The following is a 26354-nucleotide window of genomic DNA, read 5'->3' on the forward strand; positions in this document are numbered from 1 at the left end:
CCCGGCCGGGCGGTGGCGGGAGGGAGCCGGGGGCCATCGCATGGCCCTCCGCACCGGCTCCCGCCACGCGGGGTGTCACCGCTTCAGGATTTGTACCGACAGACCTTCCGCCGTGTACACAGGTACGGCCCGCAGTCGGTCGGAGTTCAGCTCCACACGGTCGAACCGGCCGCGCAGCGCCGGGGCGCCGATCACGCGGACGGTGCTCCCGACGGCCGGCGGACGCTCGGCGTCCAGCCGCAGCGACAGCACGCTGCCCGGGCCCAGCACGACCCGTCGCGTCACCGTCAGGACCTCCTTGTGCCGGCCCGCGCGCAGCGTCGGCTCCAGCGTGGCGGACTCCTGCGCGAACACGCCGTGCACCTGTACCGGTTCGTCGACCCGCAGCGTCCCGCCGACCACCCGCACGTCGCCGTGGCCCAGCGCGTGCCCTGACGCGGAGACCAGCACGCCGTCCTCCACCACGGTCTGGCCCGTGTACCGGTTGTGGCCGGTCAGGGTGAGCGTGCCGGTGCCCTTCTTGGTCAGACCGCCCCGGCCGCCGATGTCGTTGCGCCACGCGTCGGCCGCCTGGAAGCCACCGGCCGTCGCGTCGAGCGTGACGCTCACGTCGGAGTCGAAGGAGCCGTACCCGTCCGCCGCGGCGAACAGGTTGAGCCGCCCCCACTGCTCGAAGCCGTCCAGCAGGACGTACCCGGACGGCAGCGCGGTCGTGCGCAGCACCTCGCGCCGCTGCGCCGCGTCCAGGTACGGCAGCCGGGTCTCCAGCAGCACCTCCGCGCCCTTGGGTACGGTCAGCGACTTGTCACGGCCCTCCCGGGTGAGCACGTAGGTGAGGCGCGGCTCGAGGGCGCGGGCGTTGGCACGGCGGTCGGCGTACGCGTCGCCCGCGTCGGAGTGGGCGTACTCGAAGAGGGTGTCGGCCGACGTGCCCGTCTTCGCCGTGAAGTACGCCAGCGCCTGGTCCCGCGCCGCCTTCTTGAGGTCGGCGTTGGCCGGGTCGGCGAGCGTGGCGGCGGCCAGGGCGGTGGCCATGATCCGGCCGCCTATGACGTCGACGGTCGAGTGCATGCCCGACATGATCCGGGTGTGGCTGAGCTCGAACGCCCGCGTCACCAGCTCCTGGAAGCGCTCGGGCACGGCGTAGGCGAACGCCAGCGCCGCCAGGTGGAAGGCGTTGGTGTGGCCGCTGGGGAAGCCGCCGTCGTCCGTGGCGGAGGTGCCGCGCTGGCGCAGCAGCTGCGTCACGACGACCACCTTCGAGTCGTACACCGGGTAGCCGAGCGCGTCCGTGCGGCCGGTGTCGACGACCTCGCTGTCCTCGTTCATGCGCCACGGGCGCGGGTACTGGAAGGCGTACTTGCCGGGGTTGCCCGAGGCGAACGGGCCGCGCACGGTGTCGACCAGCTTGGCCACCTGGCCCAGGTCCGAGGTGTACGAGCCGGCGCCCAGCGCGGAACCGGCGGGCGCGTCGGCCGGTACGGAGTCACTGATCGTGGTCGGGGGAGTGGTCTGAGGGGCGCCGGTGATCGACGTGACCGCCTTGGCGCCCGCCTTGTACAGGCCGGACAGCGGGCCCAGGCCGGCGATCATCGCGTAGCTCTGGTGCTGCCGGTCGTAGACGAACGCCTCCTTCGCCTGCGCCTCGGTGCGCGCGGAGGTGACCTGGGCGCAGTAGCGCATGTTGGCGCGCAGCACCTCGGGGCGCAGCGGTGTGCCGGTGTTCCAGGCGGCGCCGGTCTTCCACACCTCCGCCATGCCGCCGAGGATCCGCACCACGGCGTTGGTCTCGGGCGTCAGGTTCGTCAGGACGTTGCTCTTGTAGTCGTCGACGAACGCCGCGGGGACGGTGGCGGCCTTGGCGTCCGCGGCCCCCAGCCACCCCACGAACGTCGGCGCGGCGAGGAGCGCGGCCGAGCCGCCCAGGGAGGCTCTGAGGAAACCCCTCCGGTTCAGGGAGGGGGAGTGGTGCCCGGCGGATGACGGCATGGGTGTGCCTCTCTTCAGTTCTTCGGCAGTTCTTCGGCCGTGGCGGCCTGGGAAGGTCGTGCGATCTTGCCTGATGCGACGGGGAGTTGAGTGGCCCGTGCGTCAGATGGTGCGTACGAGCGAAGATCTACGGCCGGGTTGTGTCCCATTGGCGTGGGTTCGGCGGCCGGAACGTGGCCCGCGGGTGAACGAGGACCTACGGCTCACAGGGACTGTGGGGGCACCCGCCGCTCACAGCAGCGTCCGTGCCAGCGCGACCGCGCCCTCGACCGGAGGCACCCGCAGTGGCCGGGCGCGGGCCGTGGGCACGGTTTCGGCGAGGGAGGCGGTGAAGGCGTCGTACAGCGCGGGCTGGGACAGCACCGTGCCGCCCGCGACCACCACGTCGTCGACGTGGACCCCGCGTGCCGCGAGGCGGGCGACGAGCGCGGCGAGGGAGCGGCCGGCCTCCGCTGTCACGGCACGGGCGAGCGGCGAGCCGGCCTCGGCGGCCGTGAAGACGGCGGGAGCGTGCCGGCCCCACTCGGCGGAGACGTCCGTGGCACGCTCCAGGGCCGCGCCGAGCGCAGGTACCTCGGACACACCGAGGGAGGCCACGAGCGCTTGCGCCAGCTGGTCGGGTTCCTCGCCCCGGTCGTGCGCCGCCCACACGGCGCGGGCCGCCTCCCGTACGAGACCGGCCGCGCCGCCCTCGTCGCCGAGCACCGCGCCCCAGCCGCCCACCTGCACGGGGGTGCCGTCGGGCCGCCGCCCCACCGCCACGGAGCCGGTGCCGGCGACCAGGCCGACGCCCTTGTCCAGGCCGGCGGCGGGGACCAGGAGTTCCGCGTCGCCCACGACCAGCGCGGGCGCGTCGAAGTGCAGTTGCAGTGCGGTGCGTATCTGCGCGCACTGGCGCGGGGTCTCGCAGGCATGCCCGCCGACTGCCACGGCCGACGGGCGTGCGCCCGTCGGCAGGGCGTCAGCGACCAGCGCGGCCAGCCACGCTGTGGCGGCCACCGGATCGTGCGGTCGCCAGCCGCTGCTCGTGCGGACGTGGTCAGCCACGGGGGTGTCGCCCGCGAGGGCGCGGAGATGCGTCTTGGTGCCGCCCACGTCGATACCGACCACGAGGGGCGCGAAGTCCTGCACGGATCCTCTTTCGTCGTTGCGCAATGCTGCGACGGCGGGCGAACCGTGCCTGAAGGACGGGTAGTTGAAGTGCTAGGGAAGCCCCGGGACGGGCTTCTGGCGGAGCACGGCAGGCGAGTACCGTGACGTTCGTTAGGAAGTTAACTAACGAAGTACAGTGCGTCAAGAGGAATCTCATCGCCGCATCCCGCGGAGCCGATCGCGCTGACGACCGGCCCGGGAGAGCGGCCCCTGACCTGTGTGGGGTAACTGTTGGAACACGACGTGGCAAGAGCCCCGCGCCTGACCGAGAGTGCGGGTGCGGTGTTCGCCGTGCTGGCCGGGGCGGGCAGCGCGACCCGGCCGCAGCTCGCGAGCCTGGCGGGCCTGTCCAAGCCGACGGTGTCCGCCGCCGTCGCGGAGCTGGAGGGCGTGCGGCTCGCCGCCCACTCCGGCACCGCCTCCAGCGGCACGGGCCGCTCCGCCGCCGTCTACCGGCTCGGGCCGGCTGCCGGGGCCGTCCTCGCCGTCGACCTCGGCCCCGCCCTCACCCGGGTACGCGCCTGTGCCCTGGACGGCACGCTGCTGGCCGAGGCGACCGGCCCCCGGGCGGGCGCCGCCGACGTCGTGCGCGAGGCGCTCGACGCGCTGCCCGCCGACGCCCCGCTGCGGAGCATCGTCGTCGCGGTCGGTGACGTCACGGCGCGGGAGAAGGAGGGCACCGGGATGCGGCCGGCGACCGCCAAGGCCGGTCCCGTCTTCGACGCCGTGGCCGTCGCGCTGCCGCCGGGCGTCCCCGTCCACCTCGAGAACAACGTCAACTGCGCCGCCCTGGCCGAGCTGCACGAGGGCGCCGCCCGGGGCCGGAACACCTTCGGCTACCTGCGGATCGGCGTCGGTATCGGTCTCGGCATCGTCGTCGGCGGCCAGGTGCTGCGCGGAGCGAACGGCGCCGCCGGTGAGCTGGCCCGGCTGCCCTACCCGTGGGCCGACGGCAGCCAGCCCCGTCACGAGGCGCTGGAGGAGTACATCGGAGCCCGCTGCCTGCTGCGGCGGGTCGCGGAGGCATGGCCGACCACCGACGGGCCGTGCCCCAGCACCGCCGAGCAGCTCTTCGCCCTGGCCGGAGAGGGCCGGGCCGCCGCCCGCGCCGTCGTCGACCGCCATGCCGTGGACGTGGGCCGGCTGGCCGCCGCCGTGACCGCCGTACTGGACCCGGGGCTGGTCGTGCTGGGGGGCAGCACCGGCGCGTACCCGCAGCTCCTGCACGGTGTCCGGGCCGAGCTCGCCCGGCTGAGCTGGCCCACCGAAGTCGTCAGCAGCACGGTCGGCGATCTCGGTACCGTCGTGGGCGCCGCCCGGCTCGCGGTCTCCCGAGGAGTCCAAACCGTGACCGAGGCCGCGGGGGCGAAGGATTGACGGCTTCCGACTCGATCTGCCAATGTCCGGACAAGCGCTTTCTAAGTCGGCCGGGACGCCGACTCCGGATGAGCCTCCCGACCGTACGCGAAGTACGGCAGCCGCACGAGGGCGTGCTTGTGCGACGACGGCCCTCATGGCCGGGGATCCCACCCGTCAAGGAGCGACGCGGCCGGGCGAGGCCGTGCCCCCGGAAAGCGAAATTTCCTGCAAAATGCACCCGTGCCGCCTCGGTCGGCGCCGTGCTCCGTCCCCTACCACGAAAAGGGATCGAAGATGACCACTGTGGGTGTGCGGCGCTCCCGCCGACTCGGCCGCGGCGGCATACGCCGCCTGGTTCCCCTCGCTGCCGTGGCCACGGCAGGTGCCCTGCTGCTCTCCGCCTGCGGGTCGGGCTCCGACTCGGGCGGGAACTCCAAGTCGCTGACGTTCTGGATCTCCACGGTTCCGGGGCAGGACGCGGGCTGGAAGAAGATGGTGGCGCAGTACAAGAAGGAAACCGGCGTCAACGTCAAGCTCGTCAACATCCCCTACGACGGCTACGCGACGAAGCTGCACAATGCCGCGCAGGCGAACTCCCTGCCCGACGTGGCGGCCGTGCCGGCGCTGGACCCGATCTGGTCGAGCAAGCTGATCGACCTCAGCTCCATCGCCAACAAGAAGAGCAACAACATCAACGCCAACTTCCTCGCCAAGGACTCGTCGGGGAAGGTGCTGTCCATCCCTTCGGACGTCACCGCGTCCGGCCTGTTCATCAACAAGACGCTGTTCAAGAAGGCCGGCGTCTCCTTCCCGACCTCGCCCCAGAAGACCTGGACCTGGACCGACTTCATCAAGGCGGCGGACAAGGTCCGGGAGAAGACCGACGCCAAGTACTCCCTGACGTTCGACCAGTCGCCGTCCCGGCTGCGCGCCATGGTGTACGAGATGGGCGGGCAGTACGTCCACGCGGACTCCTCCGGCAAGTTCTCGGTGGACGCGGCGACCAAGAAGGCCGTGAACTACTTCGTCGGACTGAACGACAACAAGACCATGCCGAAGTCGGTGTGGACCAGCGGCGCCGACCCGTCGGCCATGTTCCAGAGCGGTGACGTGGTCGCCTACTGGTCCGGCGTGTGGCAGGTTCCCGCCTTCGCGGACAGCATCAAGAAGTTCGAGTGGGCGAGCGTCCCGACTCCCGCCCAGCCGGTGCAGGCCAGCGACGTCAACAGCGGCGGCATGACGGTGGGCTTCAACAACAACGGCGACGCGGCCGCCGCCGCGACGAAGTTCCTGTCCTGGCTGTACGAGCCGGCCCACTACCAGGCCCTGTGCGAGGCGTCCGGGTTCCTGCCGGTCGAGAGCGGTCTGAACCCGAAGTACCCCTTCAAGTCCGAGGCGGCGCAGGCGGCGTTCAAGCTGTACAACGAGTCGATCCCGCTCTACGCCCCGATCTCCGGCTACTTCAACGGCGCGCAGACGAACTGGGTGCTGAAGGGCAAGAGCCTCACCGAGGACCCGACCAAGACGGAGCTCGGCAAGGCGATCAACGGCCAGCAGTCGGCGGACAAGGCCCTGGAGAACATCGTGGCCGGCTACAACCAGCAGGTCGGCGGCGCATCGTAGGCCACAGGCCCGGGCGGCGGGTCGAGACACCGCCGCCCGGACCTGGGCGCCCACGTGATGCCGGGCTCATGGCGTGAGCCACCGCAATCCATTCCACCAGCACGGAGTCAGGAAGATGACAAAACGCGCCTCGGACGTGTCCACGAGCCCGCCCAGGAGACGCAGTAGGTACATCCTTGCGCCGCTCGTCCTCATCGCGGCCAATGTCGTGCTCTTCGCGCTGTTCTTCGTCTGGCCGGCGGTGATCGGGCTCGTCTACTCCTTCACGAACTACACGGGTGTGGGGGCGTTCCAGTTCATCGGACTGGACAACTACCACAACCTGTTCGGGGACTCCACCTTCTACGACGCGCTGACCCGGACGCTGCTGTACGCCGTGCTCTTCGTACCGCTGAACTTCGCGGTCTCGCTACTCACCGCCAACCTGCTGGTGAGCAAGCACGCCAAGGGCGCGTCGGTCGCCCGCGTCATCTTCTTCATCCCATGGCTTCTGTCGCCCATCGTCGTGGGTGTCCTGTGGCGGTGGCTGTTCGGTGAGAACTTCGGACTGGTCAACTACGTCATCGAGAAGCTCGGCGGAAGTGCCGTTCCCTGGCAGTCGAACGCGGACCTGTCGTTGATAGTGGTGGTGATGGCGGCATCCTGGGCCTGGACGGGTTTCTCGATGCTGCTGTTCATCGCGGCAATCAAGAACGTACCGGTGTCGTACTACGAGGCGGCCTCGCTCGACGGCGCCGGCCCATGGCGCCAGTTCATCAGCATCACGCTGCCGAGCATCGCGCCCACCTCGTTCATCGTCATCCTGCTCAACACGATCAACGCGATGAAGGAATACCCGGTGTTCGTCGCCCTCAACAATGGCGGACCCGGCACGTCGAACAACCTGCTTGTCCAGTACATCTATGAGACCGGCTTCAAACGGGGCCAGATCGGCTACGCGAGCGCCGCGTCATTCGTGCTCATGCTCATCCTGATGGCCGTCGCGATCATCCAGCTGATCGTCAACCGGCGGGTGGAGAACCGATGACAACCACAGACATGCCACGCCCGGTCGACAAAGGTCCCGGACGGGCCGTCTCCAAGAAGCGGCCCCGCAGGGCTGCCACCGGTGGGCTCCGGCAGGCGGTGTCCGCGACGACACTGCTGTGGATCCTGGCGTGCCTGTACGGGTTGCCGGTGCTGTGGTTCATCCTCAGCTCCTTCAAGCCGGCCAGCGACCTGTTCTCCTATCCGCTGACGCTGGTTCCGCACGACCCCACCCTGTCGGGTTTCAAGGCAGCGTGGGACAGCGCCAACTTCTCCCAGTACTTCATCAACACGGCCATCGTGTGCGTGATCACGACGATCCTCACGGTGGGAGTCAGCTGCTGCACCGGGTACGCGCTGGCCAAGTACGACAACAAGTGGCTCAAGGTCTTCTTCATCTGCATCCTGGCCACCACGATGCTGCCGTCCGAGGTCATGCTCGCCCCGGAGTTCCTGGTGGTCCGCAACCTCGGCCTCTACAACTCGTTCGCCGGCATCATCCTCCCGGCCGTGCTCACCGCGACCGGATGCTTCATGTTCCGCCAGTTCTTCCTGACGGTTCCCGACGAACTCGTGGAAGCCGCACGCATCGACGGCGCCCGCGAACTGTCGATCTTCCTGCGGATCATGGTGCCGCTCTCCCGGCCCATCATGCTGACCCTCGCCATCCTGTCCTTCCAGTGGCGGTGGAACGACTACATCTGGCCGCTGCTGATGCTCAACGACCCCAACAAGTTCACCGTGCAGATCGGCATCCAGAGCATCGTCGGCGCGCAGAACATCAACTGGTCGGTACTGCTCGGCGCATCGGTCATCTCCATGATCCCGCTGATCGCGATCTTCCTGGTCTTCCAGCGCTATGTCATGGGCGCCGACATCAATGCCGGACTGAAGGACTGACCTTGCCCACCCCGCTCGACCACGAGTTCGTCCGCGCGGTGGCCCGCGCGGCCGACCGGCCGGCCGCCCCGCTGGCGGCCGGCCCGGACGTGGAACCCGCCGGTGTGACCCACCGCGTTCTGGCCCGCCGGGTGAAGACCCTGGTCGCGGCATACCGTTCCCCGGACTCCGCACTGCACGGCAGCGGACAGGCCGTCGCCGCCGCGACGACCCACCTCCGCGCCCTGCGGGCCACGCAGACCGCCACCGGCCTCTTCGCCGGCGGCGACAACGTGCAGTCACCGCCGGACTCCGGCTTCACCGTGAACGACGTGTGCGACGCGCACGTCCTCGCCGCCGGCGGAGGGCCGGAACTGCGCGACGTCACGGCCGCGCTCGCCGAGATCGCCGGCGCCGCCACCGGCAGTCTCCTCACCGGCGGGGTGCACACCCCGAACCACCGCTGGGAGCTGTCCGCGGCGCTGGCCCGGCTGCACCGGTCCTTCCCGGACGACCGGCTGCTCGACCGCGTCGAGGAGTGGCTCGCCGAGGGCGTCGACATCGACGCGGAGGGCCTGTACTCGGAACGCAGCGCCAACTACGCCGCCCACGTCTCCAACCCGTCGCTGCTCCTGCTGGCCGAGGTGCTCGGCCGCGCCGACCTGCTGTACGCCGTCGAACGCAACCTCGCCATCACCCTGGACCTGATCAGGCCGGACGGCACGGTGGAGACCGTCCACTCGCGACGGCAGGACCAGAACCACCCGTTCCCGCTGGCGCCCTACCTGCCGCACTACCGGCTGCTCGCGATCCGCACCGGCCGGGCCGACTTCAGCCGGGCGGCGCGGCTGGCGGCCGCCGGCGGCATCGACGACCCCGACCTGCTCGCCGAGACCCTCCTCACTCCGGACCTGTGCCGCGTCCTGCCGGCCCCGGCCGCGGAGACACTTCCGCGCGACCGGTACATCACCAGCGCGCGCCTCGCCGCACGCGCCTCGGCCACCGCGCACACGGTGGTGTACGGCGGCTCCGACGTGCCCGAGCACCGGCGCATCCGCTCGGGCCTCGCCTGCAATCCCACCTTTCTGCGCCTGTTCGCCGGCGACGCAGTCCTCGACGCGGTCCGTCTGACGCGGGGGTTCTTCGACATGGGCCCGTTCCGCGCCGCCGATATGCAACGGCTCGCCGACAGCCGCTACCGGCTCACCGAAACCCTCTCGGCCGCCTACTACCAGCCGCTCCCGCCGGGACGGCGGCGGGACGGCGGCGTCTACCGGATGGTGGACGAGGGCCGCTTCTCGGCCGCGATGGCCTTCCCGGACCGGCCTCGGGACGAGGTCTCACACACGACCCGCGTCGAGGTGGACCTCAGGGAGGACGGTGCCGATCTGCGGATCGACATCAGCGGACCACGGGTGCCCTGGGCCCTCGAACTGACCTTCCGGCCGGGCGGCGTGCCAGAGGGCGCCGTACCGATCGGCGACGGACGCTGGTGCCTGACGACCGGGCCGATGACCTACCGGGCCGGTGACGACGAGATCCGGATCGAGGCCGACGTCGAGGCAGGCGAACCGCTGGCCGGGCCGGACCGGAGCGACGTACTGCGGTACGACCCGGGTCAGGACTACACAGTGGTGGGCGGCACCGATGCGACGACCGGGAACCGCGTCTACATCGGTGGACTCGGCCCGCACACACTGACCGTCGCACTGCGCGCCCGCCGGCCCGCACCTGTCGTGTGACCCCGACGACCCACGCCATGGCCACCTCAGGCATGAAGGGCTGATCCCCGTGCACCTCCCGCACCTCCCCGTGCACCTCCCGCACCAGCGCGGCCCGCTGCACGACCTCCCGGACACCCCTCAGGCGTACGACGCCGTCCTCGCCGACGTCGTCGAGCAGGCCCTGCGGCGGATCACGCCGGAAGGCAGCCTCGAACACCCCGACTGCGTGGACGACATCGGCGACACCTCCCTCGGGATCACCTCGCTGCTGGCGTTGGCCTGGCAGCGGACCAAGGACCCGCGGCTGCCGGAGGCGGTCCACCGCAGCCTCGCCTTCCATCTGCGCGAGCGGGTCTACGTCGAGGACAACCCCGGCTACCCGAATCTGAAAATCCGCAACTCCCGCTTCCCGTACGCCCGTTACGTCCTGGAGGCGGGCGCGCACCCGATCGGCGACTGGCCGAGCACGGTGTGGGCGCTGCTCCAGGCGGTCGATGTCCTCGACCTGGCCGAGGGGCTCGTCGACGGGGAACAGAGGGGGCGGCTGCTCCAGGTGGCGCGGGGCTACTGGAGCCGGCTCACGGAGGCGACCTTCTTCAACCCGCAGGAGGCGGGCAACCAGGCCATCGGGTGCGTGGTCGGCGGCCTGATGCTGGCCCGCCACCTCCCGCCGGAAGAGCGGGAGCAGGTCCGCTCGCGCGCGATCGGCCTGTACGTCGACGAGATCCGTGCCCACCGGGTCCGTGACCGGGGCGCGCTGCTGCCCCCCGAGCACGGCGGCGCCTACGACAACAACTACGGCCCGATCTCCCTGTCCTTCCTCGCCCAGGCCCACCGGGTCAGCGGCGAGGAGATCTTCGCGGAGGACGGCGACGCCCTCGCCCGCTACATCGACGCCCGCCTGACGGGCGGCGGCTTCGACAACGGTGGCCCGCGCTACAGCGAGCAGCACTCCGGCTTCGAGTCGGTCCTCGGACTGCGCTACTTCAGCCGCCGTATCGGCTCCGACCTGGGCCGCTACCGGGGCGACACCCGCTGGGGCCGCCACGCGGTCAAGGCGGACGGCGGGGTCGACGGTCACTTCGCGTGGATGCTGGTCTGGCAGACCCAGGACGACACCCGCTGGCACCGCACCCCGTCCGCCTCGGCCGCCCGTCACCAACTGCGCGCCGGCACGGTGTCCGTGGCCTTCGACAGCCACCTGACCCCCGCGCTGATCGAGGCGGGCGGCACGTACTACCTGCCCGCGGCCGTGGGCCGACAGCACGGCTTCGGGCCCGTCGTCGACGGCTTCCTGCTGTGCCGCCCGATGGGCGAGGTCCGCGTCCGCGACGTCCGTACCGAGGGGTTGGCCGCCAAGCTGGTCACCAAGCCGGTGGTGGGCCGCGACCACGTCCTGCGCCATGTGCGCTCCCTGTACGTGACCGACGGCACGCGCCTGTGGGTGACGGTGGCCGTGGAACGCCTCGACGGCGCGCCCTACCTGCTGGCCGGCCTGCCCTACGCGGCGGACGACGGCGACCGGGTGCGCCGCACGGCGGAAGCCCAGGTGACGTCGGCCGGCGCGGTGCGCCTGACGCACCCGCACGCGGAGGACGTCCACCACTTCGACGCCCGCTCCGAACGGACCCAGGAACAGGCGGCGTTCGCCCTGGCCCTCGACCCGCGCGGCTACGGCAACCCGGACGAGGGCTGGCGGCACCTGGTCACCTCCTCCGCCCTGGAGGCGGACCCGGCGCCGGGCGCGCCGGACGACCTGCACGTCTTCGCGGTGCGCTACGGCCCCGACGGACCGTTCACCCCGGCGTTCGAGCACGGCACGGAGGGCCTGACCGTACGGACGGAGGCCTTCACCGCGGTCATCGGGGACCCGGCGGGCGACGCCCGGGCGGAACCGGAGCTGACGCTGCACGCCTGAGAAGGGTCACCAGGGGAGGCCGAGCAGCCCCCAGCCGCGCCGCTCGGTCTCCGCCACCGCCACGGCCCACTCGCGCAGCAGGACGGCGAACTCGTCGAAGTCCTCGATCCACCGTCCCGGGCGGGCGGCGTGGGCGTCGTAGGCCGGGCGCAACCCATCCAGCAGCGGTTCGGCCCGGGTCCAGTGGCCGGCCAGGGCCGACACCGTCCCGGGCGGGCAGGCGACCAGCAGGCCCGTTCGCCAGGGACCGTGATCGGGCGGGAGGAGACCGCCGAGGGGCGGGTCGACCGGATCGTCGTGCCAGAACAGACCCCGCAGGAACACGTCCAGGTCCTCCCGCAGTTCGGGCGCGGCGAAGTCCCGGACGTCCTCCCAGGCCTGCCCCGCCCAGAAGTGCGGCTTGTAGGAACCGGTGGTGCTGTGGAACTCGTACCGGGCGCACCACGGCATCCCGGGTGCCGCCGGCCACACCCACCCGCGCTCCGGCTCCCGCTCCCGGTCGAGATCGACGTCGGGGAAGACGGCGTCCTCCAGCAGCCCCAGCCGCTCGCGGACCGGCGTGGCCTGCAACCTCTCCCAGTCCAGCGCCAACACGCTGATGTCCAGGCCCATGCGGTCACCCCAGGGGCGCGGGCAGCGCCGTTTCCCGCACCACCAGGTCCGCCCGCTCCCGGGTCGCCGCGACCAGGCCGGCGTTGCGCTGGTCCGTGCGCAGCACCCAGGCGACCGCCTCCTCGTGCCCCTTGCCGAACCGCTCGTGGCGGGCGACCAGCCGGCGGACGCGCTCCTCCTCGTCCAGATCGCAGAACCACACCTCGTCGAGCTGCGGCCGCACGCGCGCCCACGCGCCCGTCTCCAGCAGCAGGTAGTTGCCCTCCGTCACCACCAGCCGGGCCGTCGACGGCACCGGGATCGCGCCGGCGACCGGCTGCTCCAGGACCCGCTCGAAACCGGGCGCGTAGACGATCTCCTCGCTCTGAGCGTCCTCTCGCAGGCGCCGCAGCAGCGCCGCGTACCCCGCCGCGTCGAACGTGTCCGGCGCGCCCTTGCGGTCGCGGCGGCCGAGCCGGTCGAGTTCGACGTCGGCCAGGTGGAAGCCGTCCATGGGGACGTGCGCGACCCACGGCTCCCCGGCGCCGTTCAGCTCCTGGACCAGGTGCTCGGCGAGTGTCGTCTTGCCGGCGCCCGGGCTGCCGGTGATGCCGAGCAGCGCGCGCCGCCCCTGCGGGACGAGGGTGCGGGCGCGCAGGAGCAGGTCGTCGAATGTCAGCGGCACACCGCAGAGTGTGTCACCGGCGCACACCGAAAAGCACCGGTGTGGCGTGCGCCACCCCGTGGACGCCGTCTGGCGGGGAACCGTGTCCTGTATGACGGATCTCGGTCTTCCCGAAGGAATTGTCACCTGCCTCTTCGACCTCGACGGGGTCGTCACCAAGACGGCCGTCGTGCACGCGGCCGCCTGGAAGGAGATGTTCGACGCCTTCCTGCGCGAGCACGAGGGCGAGCACTTCCGGCCGTTCGACCCGGGCGCCGACTACGACGAGTACGTCGACGGACGCCCACGCGCCGACGGCGTACGCACCTTCCTCGCCTCCCGCGACATCGAACTCCCCGAGGGCGATCCCGACGACCCACCGGACGCGGCCACGGTCCACGGCCTCGGCAACCGCAAGAACGAACTGCTCCTGGAGAAGATCCGCACCCAGGGCGTCGAGGCCTACGAGGGCACCCTGCGCTACATCGAGGCGGTCCGCGCCCAGGGCCTGAGCACCGCGATCGTCTCCTCCAGCGCCAACACCCGGGACGTGCTGCGCTCCATCGACGCCGAGCACCTCTTCGACGTACGGATCGACGGCGTGGTGGCCGCCGAGCGGAAGCTGCCGGGCAAGCCGCACCCCGACACCTTCCTCGCGGCGGCCCGCGACCTCGGCGTGGAACCCAGGCAGGCGGCCGTCTTCGAGGACGCGCTGGCCGGCATGGACGCGGGCCGCGCGGGCCGCTTCGGGTACGTCGTGGGCGTGGACCGGGTCGGACAGGCGGACGCCCTGTACCGGCACGGCGCCGACGTGGTGGTCAAGGACCTCGCCGAACTGGGAGGGAAGGCGTGATCAGTCAGCGGTCGTACGCCGTCGAGCCGTGGACCGTGCGGGAGACGGACCTCAACCTCGACGTACTGGCCCAGAGCGAGTCCGTGTTCGCGCTGTCCAACGGCCATGTCGGCTGGCGCGGCAACCTCGACGAGGGCGAACCGCACGGCCTGCCCGGCTCCTACCTCAACGGCGTGCACGAACTGCACCCGCTGCCGTACGCCGAGGCGGGCTACGGCTACCCGGAGTCCGGCCAGACCGTCATCAACGTCACCAACGGCAAGGTGCTGCGGCTGCTCGTCGACGACGAGCCCTTCGACCTGCGCTACGGGCGGCTCGTCACCCACGAACGCACCCTGGACCTGCGCCGGGGCGTCCTGGAGCGGACCTGCGAGTGGACCTCCCCGGCCGGGACGACGGTACGGGTGCGCTCGACGCGGCTGGTCTCCCTCACCCAGCGGGCGATCGCAGCCGTCGCCTACGAGGTGGAGCCCGTCGGCAGCCGCACCCGCGTGGTGATCCAGTCGGAGCTCGTCGCCAACGAGAGCCTGCCCGAGCCGAACGGCGACCCGCGCGCCGCCCGGGCGCTGAAGTCGCCGCTGGAGCCCGAGGAGGACTACACCTCGGGGAAGCGGCTGCGCCTCGTGCACCGCACCAGGCGCAGCGGCCTGCGCGTGGCCGCGGCCGCCGACCACGTCGTCACCGGCCCCGACGGGACCTCCACGAGCAGCGAGAGCAACCTGGACGTGGCCCGGCTGACGGTCACCTCCGTCCTGGAGCCGGGCGAGCGGCTGCGCGTGGAGAAGCTCGTCGCCCACGGCTGGTCCGGCGCCCGCTCCCGGCCCGCGATGAGCGACCAGGTCGAGGCGGCACTGGCGGCGGCCGCGCAGAGCGGCTGGTCGGGTCTGGTGGACGAACAGCGGGCGTACCTCGACGACTTCTGGGCGCGCGCCGACGTCGAGGTCGACGGCGACGAGGAGATCCAGCAGGCTGTCCGCTTCGCCCTCTTCCACGTCCTGCAGGCCGGCGCCCGCGCCGAGCAACGCGCCATCCCCGCCAAGGGACTGACCGGCTCCGGCTACGACGGGCACGCGTTCTGGGACACCGAGACCTTCGTGCTGCCCCTGCTGACCTACACCGCTCCGGACGCGGTGGCCGAGGCACTGCGCTGGCGCCAGAACACCCTGCCCGCCGCCCGCGAACGCGCCACCCAACTCGGCCTGCGCGGCGCCGCGTTCCCCTGGCGGACCATCGAGGGCTCCGAGGGGTCCGCGTACTGGCCGGCCGGCACGGCGGCCTTCCACGTCAACGCCGACATCGCGGACGCCGTGGTGCGCTACGTCGCCGCGACCGGGGACACCGACTTCGAACGCGACACCGGCGTGGAGCTGCTGGTGGAGACGGCCCGGCTGTGGCGCTCGCTCGGCCACCACGACGCCCACGGCGCCTTCCACCTCGACGGTGTGACCGGACCCGACGAGTACAGCGCCGTCGCCGACGACAACACCTACACCAACCTGATGGCCCGGGCGAACCTGCTGGCGGCCGTCGACGCCGTCGAACGCCACCCGAAGCAGGCGGCCGGGCTCGGCGTCGACGCCGAGGAGAGCGCGACCTGGCGGGACGCCGCCGAAGCGGTGTTCATCCCCTACAACGACGAACTCGGCGTCCACGAACAGCACGCCGGCTTCACCCGCTACCAGCGCTGGGACTTCGCCGGCACCCGCCCCGACCAGTACCCGCTGATGCTGAACTTCCCGTACTTCGACCTCTACCGCAAACAGGTCGTCAAACAGGCCGACCTGGTCCTGGCGATGTACACCTGCGAAAGCCACTTCGACGCCGACCAGGTCGCCCGCAACTTCGCCTACTACGAACCGCTGACCGTACGGGACTCCTCCCTGTCCGCCTGCGTCCAGGCCGTCGTCGCCGCGCAGGCCGGCCATCTGCGGCTCGCCTACGACTACACGGCCGAGGCGGCCCTGATGGACCTGGGCGACCTGGAGCACAACACCCGGGACGGGCTGCACATCGCGTCCCTGGCGGGCACGTGGATGGCGCTGGTCGCGGGCTTCGGCGGAACGCGGCGCGAGGGCGACTCCCTGCGCTTCGCCCCACGCCTGCCCGAGCGGTTCAGCCGCCTCGCCTTCTCCCTCCAACTCCTCGGCCGGCGGCTGCGGGTGGAGATAGGGCCGGACAAGGCGACGTACACCCTGCTGTCCGGACCACCGCTGACGATCCGTCACCATGGGGACGAGGTGGGGCTGAACGGCGACGGCCCGGCAGTGCGCCCCATCCCCGCGCCGCCGCAGCGGCAGGCTCCCGAACAGCCCCCGCACCGGAGGCCGAATGCCCGTGAGTGATCCCGCCGGGCGTTTCCCGGCCGTCCGCCACAGGTAGTACTGGGGTGTCGGCCCGCGGAGGATGGGGGAGTGCCATGACGGGGAGTGAGCACGACGGCCGGTTGGGGGAGCAGTTCTTCACGCCAGGGACCTCGTCCTTCACGGAGTTCCTGGCCGCGCACCGCCCGGCGCTGCTGCCCACGCGCGCCCCGTTCCCGGACGGGGTGCGCGCCGCCCCCGGCCGGTTCCCGCACGGCACCACCGTGCTGGCCCTCACCTACCGCGACGGCGTGCTCATAGCCGGCGACCGCCGGGCCACCATGGGCAACCTCATCGCCCAGCGCGACCTGGAGAAGGTGCACCCGGCGGACGACCACACCGCCGTCGCCTTCGCCGGCAGCGTCGGACTCGCCCTCGACATGGTGAAGCTGTACCAGGTCGAGCTCACGCACTTCGAGAAGGTCGAGGGCATCCCCATGACCCTCAGGGCGAAGGCGACCCGGCTCGCCGGGATGATCCGGCAGAACCTCGGCCAGGCCATGCAGGGCCTCGCCGTCGTACCGCTCCTGGCGGGCTACGACGTCACCGCCTCCGCCGGCGTCAGGGGCCGCATCTTCGGCTTCGACGTCACCGGCGGCATGTACGAGAAGGCGGCCTTCCACGCCGAGGGATCCGGTTCGCCGTACGCCCGGGGCGCGTTGAAGAAGCTGTTCCGGCCGGGCATGCCCCGGCGCGAGGCCGCGCTCGCCGCGCTCCAGGCACTCTGGGACGCGGCCGACGACGACTCCGCGACCGGCGGCCCGGACATCAACCGCCGTATCTTCCCCATCGTCTCGGTCATCACCGAGGACGGCTTCGAGCGGCTGTCCGAGCGGGAGACGGAGGAGCTCAGCCGGGAGATGGTCGAACAGCGCCACAGCCGACCGGACGGACCGAACGCGGCTCCGTAACCCGGTTCCCCTGCAGGCAAGTTCGCCTTGACAGTTTTGAACTGTCAAGGCTTACTTGCGTCATGGCCTTACCTGATCTGGACGACCTCATCGCCGAGGTGGACCGCACCTGCGACACCGCCCACCGCCCCGGCGGGCAGGAACAGCCCGACTGGCTGGCGCTGCTGACGAGCGCCGCAGGCCTCGCGGGCCAACTGCAGTCCCTGGCCGACGACCTGGTCGAGGACTATGTCGAACACTGCCGGATGCACGGTGCCTCGTGGACGGACATCGGAGCCGCCCTGGGCGTGACCCGGCAGGCCGTGCAGCAGCGTTTCCACGCACCGCACAAGCGCTACGGCCCGGACACCATGTCCGACGACCTCCGCGACGCCATGGTCCACGTGAAGCAGGCCGCCGTCGCCCACCGGAACAACTACATCGGCACCGAGCACCTGTTGTGGGGCCTGACCGCGCAGGGCAACAGCGCCACCCGGCTCCTGGAGACCTCCGGTGTCGTCGCGGACGACGTCCACCGCAGCGTCGGCACCCGACTGGGCCTCGGCGCCTCGCAGGCCGCCGAGCGCATCGCCTGGACCCCGTACTCCCGCAAGGCGATCGCCCTCGCCGAGGACCGCGCCGAGCAGCGCGGCTCGGCGCGGATCGACTGCGACGACCTGCTCGTCGGGCTCGCCCGGATCGGGCGCGGTGTGGCGGCCACGCTACTGGCGGAGGCCGGCTTCGAGCCGGTCGGCGAGGTGTGAGGAGGGCGCTTCAGCCGCACCCGGGGGGCTGGCCGAGAGCCTCGCCGAGGTCTTCGCGGACGTCTTCGCCGAGGACTTCGCCGGGAAGTGCCCGTTCCTCGGAGCCGCCCCGCCCGTCCGGCTCCACCCGGTACACCCGGGCCTGCGGAGTGCGGGTGACCGTCCGTGTCAGCCGGCCGTCCTCGAAGAGGGCTCCGGTGCCGTCGTCCAGCGCCCAGCCGGCGGGCAGGGCGCCCGTCGCCACGGCGTCTCGGTAGGTGGGCCGGCGGTCCGGTTCGCTGTCGTAGTGGGGGCAGACCGAACCGGGCAGCAGACCCAGGCCGTCCGACAGCACGGCGAGCGGGCCGAAGGAGTCGGTGACGGAACGCTCGGCCCAGCAGTTGGCGCCGGCGCTGATCCCGCAGAGCAGCGTCCCCCGCTCGTAGGCCTCCGCCAGCAGCCGGTCCACGCCGTGTCTGCGCCACACCACGAGCATGTCGGCGGTGTTGCCGCCGCCCACGTACACGACGTCCTGCGCGAGCAGCGAGGTGCGCAGGGCGTCGTCGTCCAGCTTCCGGCTGAACAGCGGCAGCACGGACGGCTCACAGTCCCGCGCCGCGAAGGCGGCGAGGAACCGCTCCACGTACCCGGGCGCGTCGCCGCTGGCCGTGGGAAGGAAACACACCCGGGGCCGTGGGGCACGCGCGTGCCCGAGCAGCCAGTCGTCGAGCAGTCCGTCGGTGTCGGTGGAGAAGCCCCCGCCGAGCAGTGCCACACGCCCGCCGCTCATGACCCCGGCCCCCTTCCCGCGCAGTTCACGGGACCGTAGCAGTGAGTGCGCGAGTGATGACAGTCACCCCACAGCCACCCACGAGGTTGGAGCGCGTCCGAGGGGAAACCCGAGACCGGACACCGCAGAGAGAGGAGGCAGTCATGGGCACGGAGCCGACGATGGCGGACGACGCCTACCAGCCCACCGGGACCAACGAGGAGCAGGAGGACGCGGCGCCCCTGGACCTTCAGGACGCCGTCGACGAGCGCACCTACGACGACACCCTCGACGAGGGCTACTCCCCGCCGGAGAAGCCGCTCGGCGTCACCGAGCACGGCACCACGGCCGCCGAACAGCACGACGGCGAGACCCTCGACGAGCGCCTCGCCCGTGAGCAGCCCGACGTGACCGCGCCCCCCGGGGACGGTGTCGGCGACCTCCCGGACGGCGAGGGCGAGCCCGTCGACCCCGAGGCGGGCCGCGCCCGCGCCGGCCGCCTCGTCGCCCCGGACGAGGGCCTGCGCACCGACACGACCAAGGAAGAGGTCGCCGACGACGTGGGCATCGACGCCGGAGCCGCAGGCGCCGAGGAGGCCGCCGTGCACATCGTCCCGGACGACCTGGACAACCGGGACGATCTCGACGCCGAGGAGCCCTGAGCGGGCCGGTCGGTCCCCGATGCGGTCGAGCCGGCGCAGTCGGCCCACCACCGACCGGCCGCTGTGGATCAGCCCTGCCTGAACCATTCCGCCGGGGCCCATGGCGGCCGCTTCGGGACCCCGCGGGACGGTCCACGTCCCTGCCTTCTCCACAGGGAGAGAACCATGAGGCGAACGTGATCAACCGGACGGCAGGACGTGGCGGGGAAGGCGGAGACGGCCTGTCCGGCGAGCCGTGCCGCCAGGGCCCGGAGCCCGAGGCGCGCCCCGGACCCCAGGGGTGTTTCTAGGGCAGCAGCTTCTCGATCACGGCGGGCCCCTCCTCGGCCAGCTTGCGCCGTGCCCACTCGAGGTTGCGCGGGGTGATGTCCCGGCCGGTGGCGAGGACCACGTCCTCCGGCGACACCTCGGTGCCGGTCCGGGTGTGGAGCAGGTGGTCCGGGGTGGCGCGGTCCTGGGAAGGCTGGGACGCGTCGGGCTGTGACGTCGGCATGATCTCCGCTCCTCGGGTCGGAGGGCTGAATCGGCCCGGTACTGCCATCGGGCCCACTAACACCATTCAACGCGGCAGCGCGCGGTGCATCCGGAGGACGGACGGCCCCGGCCCCGGAGCCGCTCGCTCCGTACCCGCAGGAGTACCTCTCCGGCCGACGAGTAACCCTTCCGCGAGGCCCTGGACGCGTGGATCCCGAGATGCCGGGAAGATCAGGCCGACGTGTAATGGGGGTGTCGGGCGCCCGGCCCGGCAGAGAAGGCCGAGGCCCATGGCACGTACGCGCGTCAGCACAGGGGAAGAGGGAAAGCCCGCGGGAGGCGTTCTGCGGCGGCTCGGCGAGTGGTGCGCCCACCACTTCCTGATCGTGATCATCGCCTGGCTCGTCGCCCTTGTCGCCCTGCAGGCCCTCAGCCGCACCTACGGCGGCACCTACTCCGACAACTTCACCCTCCCCGGTGTGCAGTCCACGAAGGGCCTCGACGTGCTGAAAGAGCACGATCCGCAGGCCGGGGGCTACAGCAGCCAGATCGTCATGCACGACGCCGACAAGCCGCTGTCCTCGCTGGGCTCCCAGATGTCCACCACGGTCGGCGACCTCCAGAAGCTGCCCCACGTGCTGGCCGCGCAGAACCCGCTGTCCCAGCCGGCGTCGAAGGTCGGACCGGTCTCCACCGACGGCAAGACCGGCTACATCACCGTCCGCTTCGACGAGCAGCCCTCCACCCTGGGCGCCGGCTACCTCGACGGAGTCGACGCCGCCGTCCAGCCGCTGCGCGCGGCCGGTGTCGACGTCGAGTACGGCGGGCCACTCGGCGAACTCGCCCGGCCCGCCGCGGACGACCGGGTCAGCGAGCTGATCGGCTTCGCCGTCGCCATCGTCGTGCTGCTGGTCGGCTTCGGCAGCATCATCGCCGCCGGTCTGCCCCTGCTGACCGCGCTGATCAGCGTCGTCGGCGGTCTTGCCTGCCTCGGGCTGCTCGCCGCCGCGTTCACCTTCGCCACCGTCTCACCGACCCTCGCCACCATGATCGGACTGGGCGTCGGTATCGACTACGCCCTCTTCCTGATCACCCGGCACCGGCAGGGCATGATCGACGGCGCCGACCCGGTGCGGGCCGCGGGGCACGCCACCGCCACCAGCGGACGCGCCGTGCTCGTCTCCGGCTGCACTGTGATCATCGCGCTGGCCGGCCTCTACGCCTCCGGGGTGTCCTTCATCGGCAAACTCGGCCTCGCCGCCGCCATCACCGTGGTCTCCGCCGTCACCGGCGCCCTCACCCTCGTCCCCGCCCTGCTGGGGCTCATCGGCAGACACCTCGACCGGTACCACGTGCGCCGCCCCATCGCCGAGACGGAGGCCGGGGGCGAGATCTCCCAGGGGACCTGGCACCGCTACGCGCAGCGCGTCGAACGTCACCCGCTGCGGTACCTGTCGGCGGGCGTCGTCACCGTCGCGATCCTCGCCATTCCCCTCTTCTCCATCCAGCTCGGCCACATCGGCGACGGCGCCGACCCCACGTCCTTCACCGACCGGCGGGCGTACGACCTGATGACCGACTCCTTCGGCCCCGGCTCCAATGGGCCGCTCACCGTCGTCATCGACCAGAGCTCCGTCCCGTCCGACCAGCGCTCCGCCCTCGCCTCGAAGGCGCAGCAGACCCTGAACTCCGCGCAGGACGCCGCCACGGTCACCCCGCTGACGCCCACCCAGGACGGGGACGTCCTGTACGGCACCGTCTACTCCGCTCAGTCCCCGCAGAACGCCACCACCACCGACCTGACGAACCGGCTCGTCGACGACACCCTGCCCGACGCGGTCTCCGGCACCGACGCCAAGGGATACGTCACCGGCACCACCGCCGCCCAGGTCGACTTCCGTGACATCGTCGCGAGCCGACTGCCCCTGATCATCGGTGTCGTGGTCGCCCTGGCCTTCCTGATCATCCTCGCCGTCTTCCGCGGCCTCCTCGTCGCCGTGAAGGCCGCCGTCCTCAACGTCCTGTCGATCGCGGCCTCGTACGGCGTCGTCGTCGCCGTCTTCCAGTGGGGCTGGGGCGGCCCCGCGCTGGGCGTCAACGGCAAGGTGCCCATCGAGAGCTATGTGCCGATGATGATGTTCGCGATCATCTTCGGACTGAGCATGGACTACGAGATCTTCCTGCTCTCCCGGGTGCACGAGGCCTGGATGCGCACCGGCGACGCCAAGGCGTCGGTGGCTCACGCCCTGGAGATCACCGCCCGCGTCATCACGTGCGCCGCCCTGATCATGATGAGCGTCTTCGCGGCCTTCATCATCAGCGACAACATCGTCGTCAAGATGCTCGGTCTCGGCCTCGCCGTCAGCGTGCTCATCGACGCCAGCGTCGTACGCCTCCTCATGGTCCCGGCGGTGATGACGCTGCTGGGGCCGCGTGCCTGGTGGACGCCCCGGTGGCTGGACCGGATCCTCCCGCACATCGACGCCGAGGGCGACGACGAGGAGGCCGCCGGCGTCAGCGACCGTGGGCAGGCGTCGGGGCGAGGACGAGCACCGTGACGTCGTCGCGGACCGCCTCGCTGTACCCCAGCAGGTCGGCCCAGACACGGTCGGCCGTCGCGGCCGGGTCGCCGTCGGCGAGGGCCGCCAGCCGGTCGAGGAGCGGGTAGAAGGCACCGGCGGTGTCCCGGGCCTCCCAGACGCCGTCGGAGGCCAGAAACAGCCGGTCACCGGCCCGCAACGGCACATTCAGCCCGTCGTACGGGGTGATGTCGGGCAGGCCCAGACCCAGCGGCGGCCACGGCGTGACCTCGATCTCCTCGACCGTTCCGGCGCGCAGCAGCAGCGGCGGCGGATGCCCGCACACCACGATCCGCACGGCGCCCGCGTCGCGGGAGAACTCCAGCAGGACGGCCGTCGCGAACAGCTCGGCGTGGCGCACCCGCGCCGAGTCCACCACCAGCCGCCGGTCGAGCCGGCCCGCGACCGCCTCCAGGTCCGGCAGGTCCAGCACCGCCTCCCGGAACGCCCCCAGCAGCGAGGCGACCGTGGCCACCGCCGACAGACCGTGCCCCTGCACGTCACCCATGACCGCCCGCACGCCGTACGGCCCCTCGCGCACGTCGAAGAAGTCACCGCCCACGAGCGTCCCGCGCTGCGCCGCCCGGTACAGCCCGGCGCACCTCAGCGGCCCGACCCGCTCGGGCACCGGCGGCGCCACCGCCCGCTGCGCGGCCTCGGCGACGGTGCGCTCGGTGGCCAACTGCACGTCCCGCCGACTGCGCACGAACGACACGAAGACGCTCAGCACGGCCACGAAGCTGACGGTCAGCAGGTCGGTGCTGCCGGGCCGGTCCAGCTGGAACGCAGGGACGTTGAGCATCACGATCACTCCGGCACCCAGGACGGCGGTCGCCACGGGACCGTACGACAGCACGGCCAGCGGCGGGATGGCGCCCAGCAGGAAGCCGATGTCCAACGGGTCGTCGCTCAACAGGGTGGCGACGCACACGCCCACGGCCAGCGCGACCGGGAGCACCCGCACCCAGCGCGGCGGCGGCGCACCCCTCAGCCAGGTTCGCCGTTCCCGTTCCTGGCGGGCCGACAGGACGCGCACTCTTCCCACACGGTCCACGCTCCTCCTGCGGCCGCGGTCCCGCACGCCGGGCGTCGAAAACCCGTGGACGCCCGGACAGCGGACTCCGTATGGTGTGACCGCACGCCCTGAGACCGACGGAAGGAGGCGAGTGTCATGCAGCTCACAGCATTCCAGCGCTCCCTCTCCGTTGCCCCGGTGTGTTCCGTCTGACCTGACCGGGAGCGCTCCACGCAGCACGCATCCCGGAGGAAAGACCCATGACCGATCTGGTCATCCGCGCGCTCGACGAGAGCGACGCCCATCTCTTCGACGACCACGCCGACCCGCTGGGCGCCCGTGAGGCGCACCGGCTGACCCGGTTCCGCCCCGACTGGAAGCGGGTCGCCCTGCGCGACGGCCGCGTCGTCGCCCGCGCCGCATGGTGGGGCGGCCCCGACGACAGCGAGCCCCTCTTCGTCAACTGGTTCGACGTGGCGGAAGGGGAGGAGGAAGCCGGCGCCGAGCTGCTGCGCAGCGCTCCGTGGCGGGCCGAGCTGGAGATCAACCTGCCCGGCGGCTGGCGCGAGGTCCCGGAACTGCGCTCCGCCGCCGAGGCACGCTTCGCCGCCGCCCGGGCCGCCGGGTACGACCTCATGGTCGAACGCTTCCTCTACCGCTGGACCCCCGAGTGCGGTCTTCCCGAACGGCCCGGCCGCCTGGTGTTCGGTCCCGAACCGGACGACGCGTTCTTCTTCGACGCACTGCGCCGCATCCACTCGGTCACCCTCGACGCCCACTCCCTGCGGGCCATCGAGGAGGGCGGCCTGGACCGGGCCGCCCAGGAGGAGCTCGACTTCTTCCGCTGGTGCCCCTCGCCGCGCGAGTGGTGGCAGGTGGCGCGCACCGCGCAGGGCGAGCTGGTCGGGATCCACATCCCGGCCCACAACCCGTCGGGCCCATGCATCGGCTTCATCGGCGTCGTACCGGAACAGCGCGGCCACGGCTACGCCTACGACCTGTTGACCGAGTGCACCCACTTCCTCGCCGAACAGGGCGCGGAGTTCATCGGCGGCGCGACGGACCAGGGCAACTTCCCCATGGCCGCCCACTTCGAGCGGGCGGGCCATCCCGTCGTACGGGAACGCATCCACTTCGAGCCGAAGGAGGCGGCTGACCGCACGGACGAAGGCGTTGTCAGTGCCGGGTGACACGCCGGCACGAGCGTGATCGACGGCGGAGGACGGAGTCGGCATGGCGTTCGACGGGCAGGTCTGGCGCGTGTCCAGCGGTGAGCGGCAGGTCGGGGAGATCCTGATCGACGACGCCGACTTCCCATGGCTGTCGGGCAGATTCGTCCCCGGCCCGGCGTACGACACCGTCCAGGCACTGTTCACCCGTGAACTCGCCCTGCTCGAAGGCGACTTCGACGACCGGGTGGAGGAGTGGGAGACGGTCTACGACGAGATCCGGCGCCATGTCTCCCTGTCCTCGCCGGACGGCCCCGTCCCCGAGTTCCTCCTGCACATCGAGGGTGACCGGGCGTGGTTCCGGTGGAGCGACGAGCCGTTCGAGGACGACCGCACGGGAGGCTAGCCGCACCGCCTCCTCGTCCGGGGTCTCTCCCCCGCAAGGGGGAGAGACTCCCCCCGCGCGCGGGATCTTCCGTGCGTGTCCGGCGGCTGTACTGGACGTGCGGCCGGCGGCACACCGAGGAGACCGGCCACCGTGCGGGAGGTTGACCCATCATGCGTACCTGGACGAGACGACGTCTGCTCCTGTCGACGGCCACGGGGGCGGCCGGCCTGGCCGTCACGGCGCCGGCGCGCGCCGCGGGCCGGGACCGCCTCGGGGACGACAGCGGGGACGACGGCATCCTGGACGCCCTGCGGGCGCTGCCCGGGCTGCGGGTGATCGAGGAACGGACCGGCGCGGAGCCCGGATACCGCTTCTTCGTCCTCGGCCTGCGTCAGCCGGTCGACCACACCGACCGCACGGCCGGGACCTTCGAGCAGCGCCTCACCCTGCTCCACACCGGCACCGACCGCCCGACCGTCCTGTTCACCACGGGATACGACGCGGTCCTCACGCCCCGGCGCACCGAAGCCGCCATCCTCCTCGGCGGCAACCAACTCCAGGTCGAGCACCGCTACTTCGGCGACTCACGCCCACCGACGGCCGACTACACCCACCTCACCGTCCGGCAGGCCGCCGACGACCACCACCGCGTGGTCCGCCTCTTCCGCACGCTGTACCCGGGCGCGTGGATCTCCACCGGCGGCAGCAAGGGCGGCATGGCGAGCGTCTACCACCGCCGCTTCCACCCGCACGACGTGGACGGCACGGTGGCCTACTCCGCCCCCAACAACGTCGACGACCGCGAGGACTCCGCCTACCTGCGCTTCCTCGCCCGCGTCGGCACCGCCGAGACCCGCGCCGCGCTGGAGCGGGCCCAGCGCGAGGCCCTGCTGCGCCGCGCGGACATGGTCGCCCGCTACGAGGCGTGGGCGGCCTCCACCGGCGACACCTTCCGCATCGTCGGCAGCGCCGACAAGGCCCTCGAAATCGCCGTCCTGCGGGCCTCGTTCATGTTCTGGCAGAACGGCACCGGGGACGCGGCCGCCATCCCCACCCCCGACGCCTCCACGGACGCGCTGTACGCATGGCTGGAGGACACCGCCCTGCTGCCCGTCTACGCCGACTCCGTCGCCCGGGACTTCATCCCGTACTTCTACCAACTCGGCACTGAAATGGGTTACTTGGACGCCCCCACCCACCACCTGGCCGACCTCCTGCGGTACCCCGACGCCATACAGCCGCGCAGTTTTGTCCCGCGTGACATCCCGCTGCGCTTCGACGCCACCGTCATGCCCGACATCGATCGCTGGGTCCGCCGGCACGGCGAGCGTCTCCTCTTCCTCAACGGCGCCCAGGACCCCGCCGTCGCCGAACCCTTCCACCCCGGCGGCCGCGACTCCCGCACCCTGTGGGCCCCGGACGCCAACCACCACGTCTCCTTCGACGATCTGTCCGCAGCGGACCGAGCCTACGCGGTCGCCACGCTGCAGCGCTGGGCCGGCAACCCACGGCCCCGCGCCGAATAGA

At 71.7% G+C, this 26354-nt stretch carries 22 protein-coding genes; 15 read left to right on the top strand and 7 right to left on the bottom strand.

Going from position 1 to position 26354, the window contains the following annotated elements:
• Window positions 1–75 precede the first annotated feature (75 nt).
• Together ACFYWX_RS23125 and ACFYWX_RS23130 are read right to left on the bottom strand one after the other, a co-directional pair.
• A complete protein-coding gene (locus ACFYWX_RS23125; protein ID WP_389425960.1) occupies window positions 76–1989 on the bottom strand; it encodes a phosphatase PAP2 family protein in 1914 nt (637 codons plus the stop codon).
• Between the two features lie 231 nt (window positions 1990–2220).
• Window positions 2221–3120 carry an N-acetylglucosamine kinase gene (locus ACFYWX_RS23130; protein ID WP_389425961.1) on the bottom strand — a complete coding sequence of 300 codons (900 nt, stop codon included), beginning with the start codon at window positions 3118–3120 and terminating at the stop codon, window positions 2221–2223.
• Window positions 3121–3384: 264 nt separating this feature from the next.
• Here ACFYWX_RS23130 and ACFYWX_RS23135 point away from each other — a divergent pair, with 264 nt between their 5' ends.
• The 6 genes from ACFYWX_RS23135 to ACFYWX_RS23160 all read left to right on the top strand — a co-directional run bounded on the left by ACFYWX_RS23135 (window position 3385) and on the right by ACFYWX_RS23160 (window position 11670).
• On the top strand, window positions 3385–4518 hold the full coding sequence (locus tag ACFYWX_RS23135) for an ROK family protein (RefSeq protein WP_389425962.1): 1134 nt from the start codon (window positions 3385–3387) through the stop codon (window positions 4516–4518).
• 276 nt (window positions 4519–4794) lie between these two features.
• Complete coding sequence (locus ACFYWX_RS23140) at window positions 4795–6123, top strand: extracellular solute-binding protein (RefSeq protein ID WP_389425963.1); 1329 nt, start codon at window positions 4795–4797, stop codon at window positions 6121–6123.
• 115 nt (window positions 6124–6238) lie between these two features.
• A complete protein-coding gene (locus ACFYWX_RS23145) occupies window positions 6239–7150 on the top strand; it encodes a carbohydrate ABC transporter permease (RefSeq protein WP_389426095.1) in 912 nt (303 codons plus the stop codon).
• Entirely contained in the window at window positions 7147–8049 is a 903-nt protein-coding gene (locus tag ACFYWX_RS23150; protein ID WP_389425964.1) for a carbohydrate ABC transporter permease, read from the top strand. The genes ACFYWX_RS23145 and ACFYWX_RS23150 overlap by 4 nt, the downstream gene beginning before the upstream one ends.
• Before the next feature lie 2 nt (window positions 8050–8051).
• A complete protein-coding gene (locus tag ACFYWX_RS23155; RefSeq protein WP_389425965.1) occupies window positions 8052–9770 on the top strand; it encodes a hypothetical protein in 1719 nt (572 codons plus the stop codon).
• A 70-nt stretch (window positions 9771–9840) separates the two neighbouring features.
• On the top strand, window positions 9841–11670 hold the full coding sequence (locus tag ACFYWX_RS23160) for a hypothetical protein (protein WP_389426096.1): 1830 nt from the start codon (window positions 9841–9843) through the stop codon (window positions 11668–11670).
• A 6-nt stretch (window positions 11671–11676) separates the two neighbouring features.
• Here the strand turns inward: ACFYWX_RS23160 and ACFYWX_RS23165 are convergent, their stop codons facing one another.
• Complete coding sequence (locus ACFYWX_RS23165) at window positions 11677–12282, bottom strand: hypothetical protein (RefSeq protein ID WP_389425966.1); 606 nt, start codon at window positions 12280–12282, stop codon at window positions 11677–11679.
• Window positions 12283–12286: 4 nt separating this feature from the next.
• Entirely contained in the window at window positions 12287–12946 is a 660-nt protein-coding gene (locus ACFYWX_RS23170; protein ID WP_389425967.1) for a nucleoside/nucleotide kinase family protein, read from the bottom strand.
• A gap of 91 nt (window positions 12947–13037) precedes the next feature.
• Between ACFYWX_RS23170 and ACFYWX_RS23175 the strand changes: the two genes are divergently transcribed.
• From ACFYWX_RS23175 to ACFYWX_RS23190, 4 genes are all read left to right on the top strand, one after another.
• Window positions 13038–13778: an HAD family hydrolase gene (locus tag ACFYWX_RS23175; protein WP_389425968.1), complete on the top strand. Its 741-nt coding sequence runs from the start codon at window positions 13038–13040 to the stop codon at window positions 13776–13778.
• Window positions 13775–16120, top strand: coding sequence for a glycoside hydrolase family 65 protein (locus ACFYWX_RS23180; RefSeq protein WP_389425969.1), 2346 nt, complete (start codon window positions 13775–13777; stop codon window positions 16118–16120). Before ACFYWX_RS23175 ends, ACFYWX_RS23180 begins: the two co-directional genes overlap by 4 nt.
• Before the next feature lie 74 nt (window positions 16121–16194).
• Window positions 16195–17049 (top strand): proteasome subunit beta, encoded by an 855-nt coding sequence (prcB, locus tag ACFYWX_RS23185; protein ID WP_389425970.1) that lies wholly within the window; start codon window positions 16195–16197, stop codon window positions 17047–17049.
• 62 nt (window positions 17050–17111) lie between these two features.
• Window positions 17112–17792 carry a Clp protease N-terminal domain-containing protein gene (locus tag ACFYWX_RS23190; protein WP_389425971.1) on the top strand — a complete coding sequence of 227 codons (681 nt, stop codon included), beginning with the start codon at window positions 17112–17114 and terminating at the stop codon, window positions 17790–17792.
• Window positions 17793–17802: 10 nt separating this feature from the next.
• Here the strand turns inward: ACFYWX_RS23190 and ACFYWX_RS23195 are convergent, their stop codons facing one another.
• Window positions 17803–18561, bottom strand: a complete 759-nt coding sequence (locus ACFYWX_RS23195; protein ID WP_389425972.1) for a Type 1 glutamine amidotransferase-like domain-containing protein — start codon at window positions 18559–18561, stop codon at window positions 17803–17805.
• A gap of 143 nt (window positions 18562–18704) precedes the next feature.
• Here ACFYWX_RS23195 and ACFYWX_RS23200 point away from each other — a divergent pair, with 143 nt between their 5' ends.
• Window positions 18705–19202 (top strand): DUF5709 domain-containing protein, encoded by a 498-nt coding sequence (locus tag ACFYWX_RS23200; RefSeq protein WP_389425973.1) that lies wholly within the window; start codon window positions 18705–18707, stop codon window positions 19200–19202.
• Between the two features lie 286 nt (window positions 19203–19488).
• Here the strand turns inward: ACFYWX_RS23200 and ACFYWX_RS23205 are convergent, their stop codons facing one another.
• Window positions 19489–19695, bottom strand: a complete 207-nt coding sequence (locus ACFYWX_RS23205; protein ID WP_389425974.1) for a hypothetical protein — start codon at window positions 19693–19695, stop codon at window positions 19489–19491.
• Between the two features lie 271 nt (window positions 19696–19966).
• Between ACFYWX_RS23205 and ACFYWX_RS23210 the strand changes: the two genes are divergently transcribed.
• Window positions 19967–22234 carry an MMPL family transporter gene (locus tag ACFYWX_RS23210; protein WP_389425975.1) on the top strand — a complete coding sequence of 756 codons (2268 nt, stop codon included), beginning with the start codon at window positions 19967–19969 and terminating at the stop codon, window positions 22232–22234.
• Here ACFYWX_RS23210 and ACFYWX_RS23215 read toward each other — a convergent pair.
• Window positions 22191–23291, bottom strand: coding sequence for a PP2C family protein-serine/threonine phosphatase (locus tag ACFYWX_RS23215; protein ID WP_389426097.1), 1101 nt, complete (start codon window positions 23289–23291; stop codon window positions 22191–22193). The genes ACFYWX_RS23210 and ACFYWX_RS23215 overlap by 44 nt on opposite strands.
• Before the next feature lie 239 nt (window positions 23292–23530).
• Here ACFYWX_RS23215 and ACFYWX_RS23220 point away from each other — a divergent pair, with 239 nt between their 5' ends.
• The 3 genes from ACFYWX_RS23220 (at window position 23531) to ACFYWX_RS23230 (ending at window position 26353) form a co-directional block, all read left to right on the top strand.
• The gene (locus tag ACFYWX_RS23220; RefSeq protein WP_389425976.1) at window positions 23531–24460 is read left to right on the top strand and encodes a GNAT family N-acetyltransferase; all 930 of its coding nucleotides are present in this window, start codon (window positions 23531–23533) and stop codon (window positions 24458–24460) included.
• 43 nt (window positions 24461–24503) lie between these two features.
• Window positions 24504–24845: a hypothetical protein gene (locus tag ACFYWX_RS23225; RefSeq protein WP_389425977.1), complete on the top strand. Its 342-nt coding sequence runs from the start codon at window positions 24504–24506 to the stop codon at window positions 24843–24845.
• 152 nt (window positions 24846–24997) lie between these two features.
• On the top strand, window positions 24998–26353 hold the full coding sequence (locus ACFYWX_RS23230; protein WP_389425978.1) for a S28 family serine protease: 1356 nt from the start codon (window positions 24998–25000) through the stop codon (window positions 26351–26353).
• Window position 26354 lies beyond the last annotated feature (1 nt).

The organism is Streptomyces sp. NPDC002888, assembly GCF_042888465.1.
Lineage (GTDB): Bacteria > Actinomycetota > Actinomycetes > Streptomycetales > Streptomycetaceae > Streptomyces.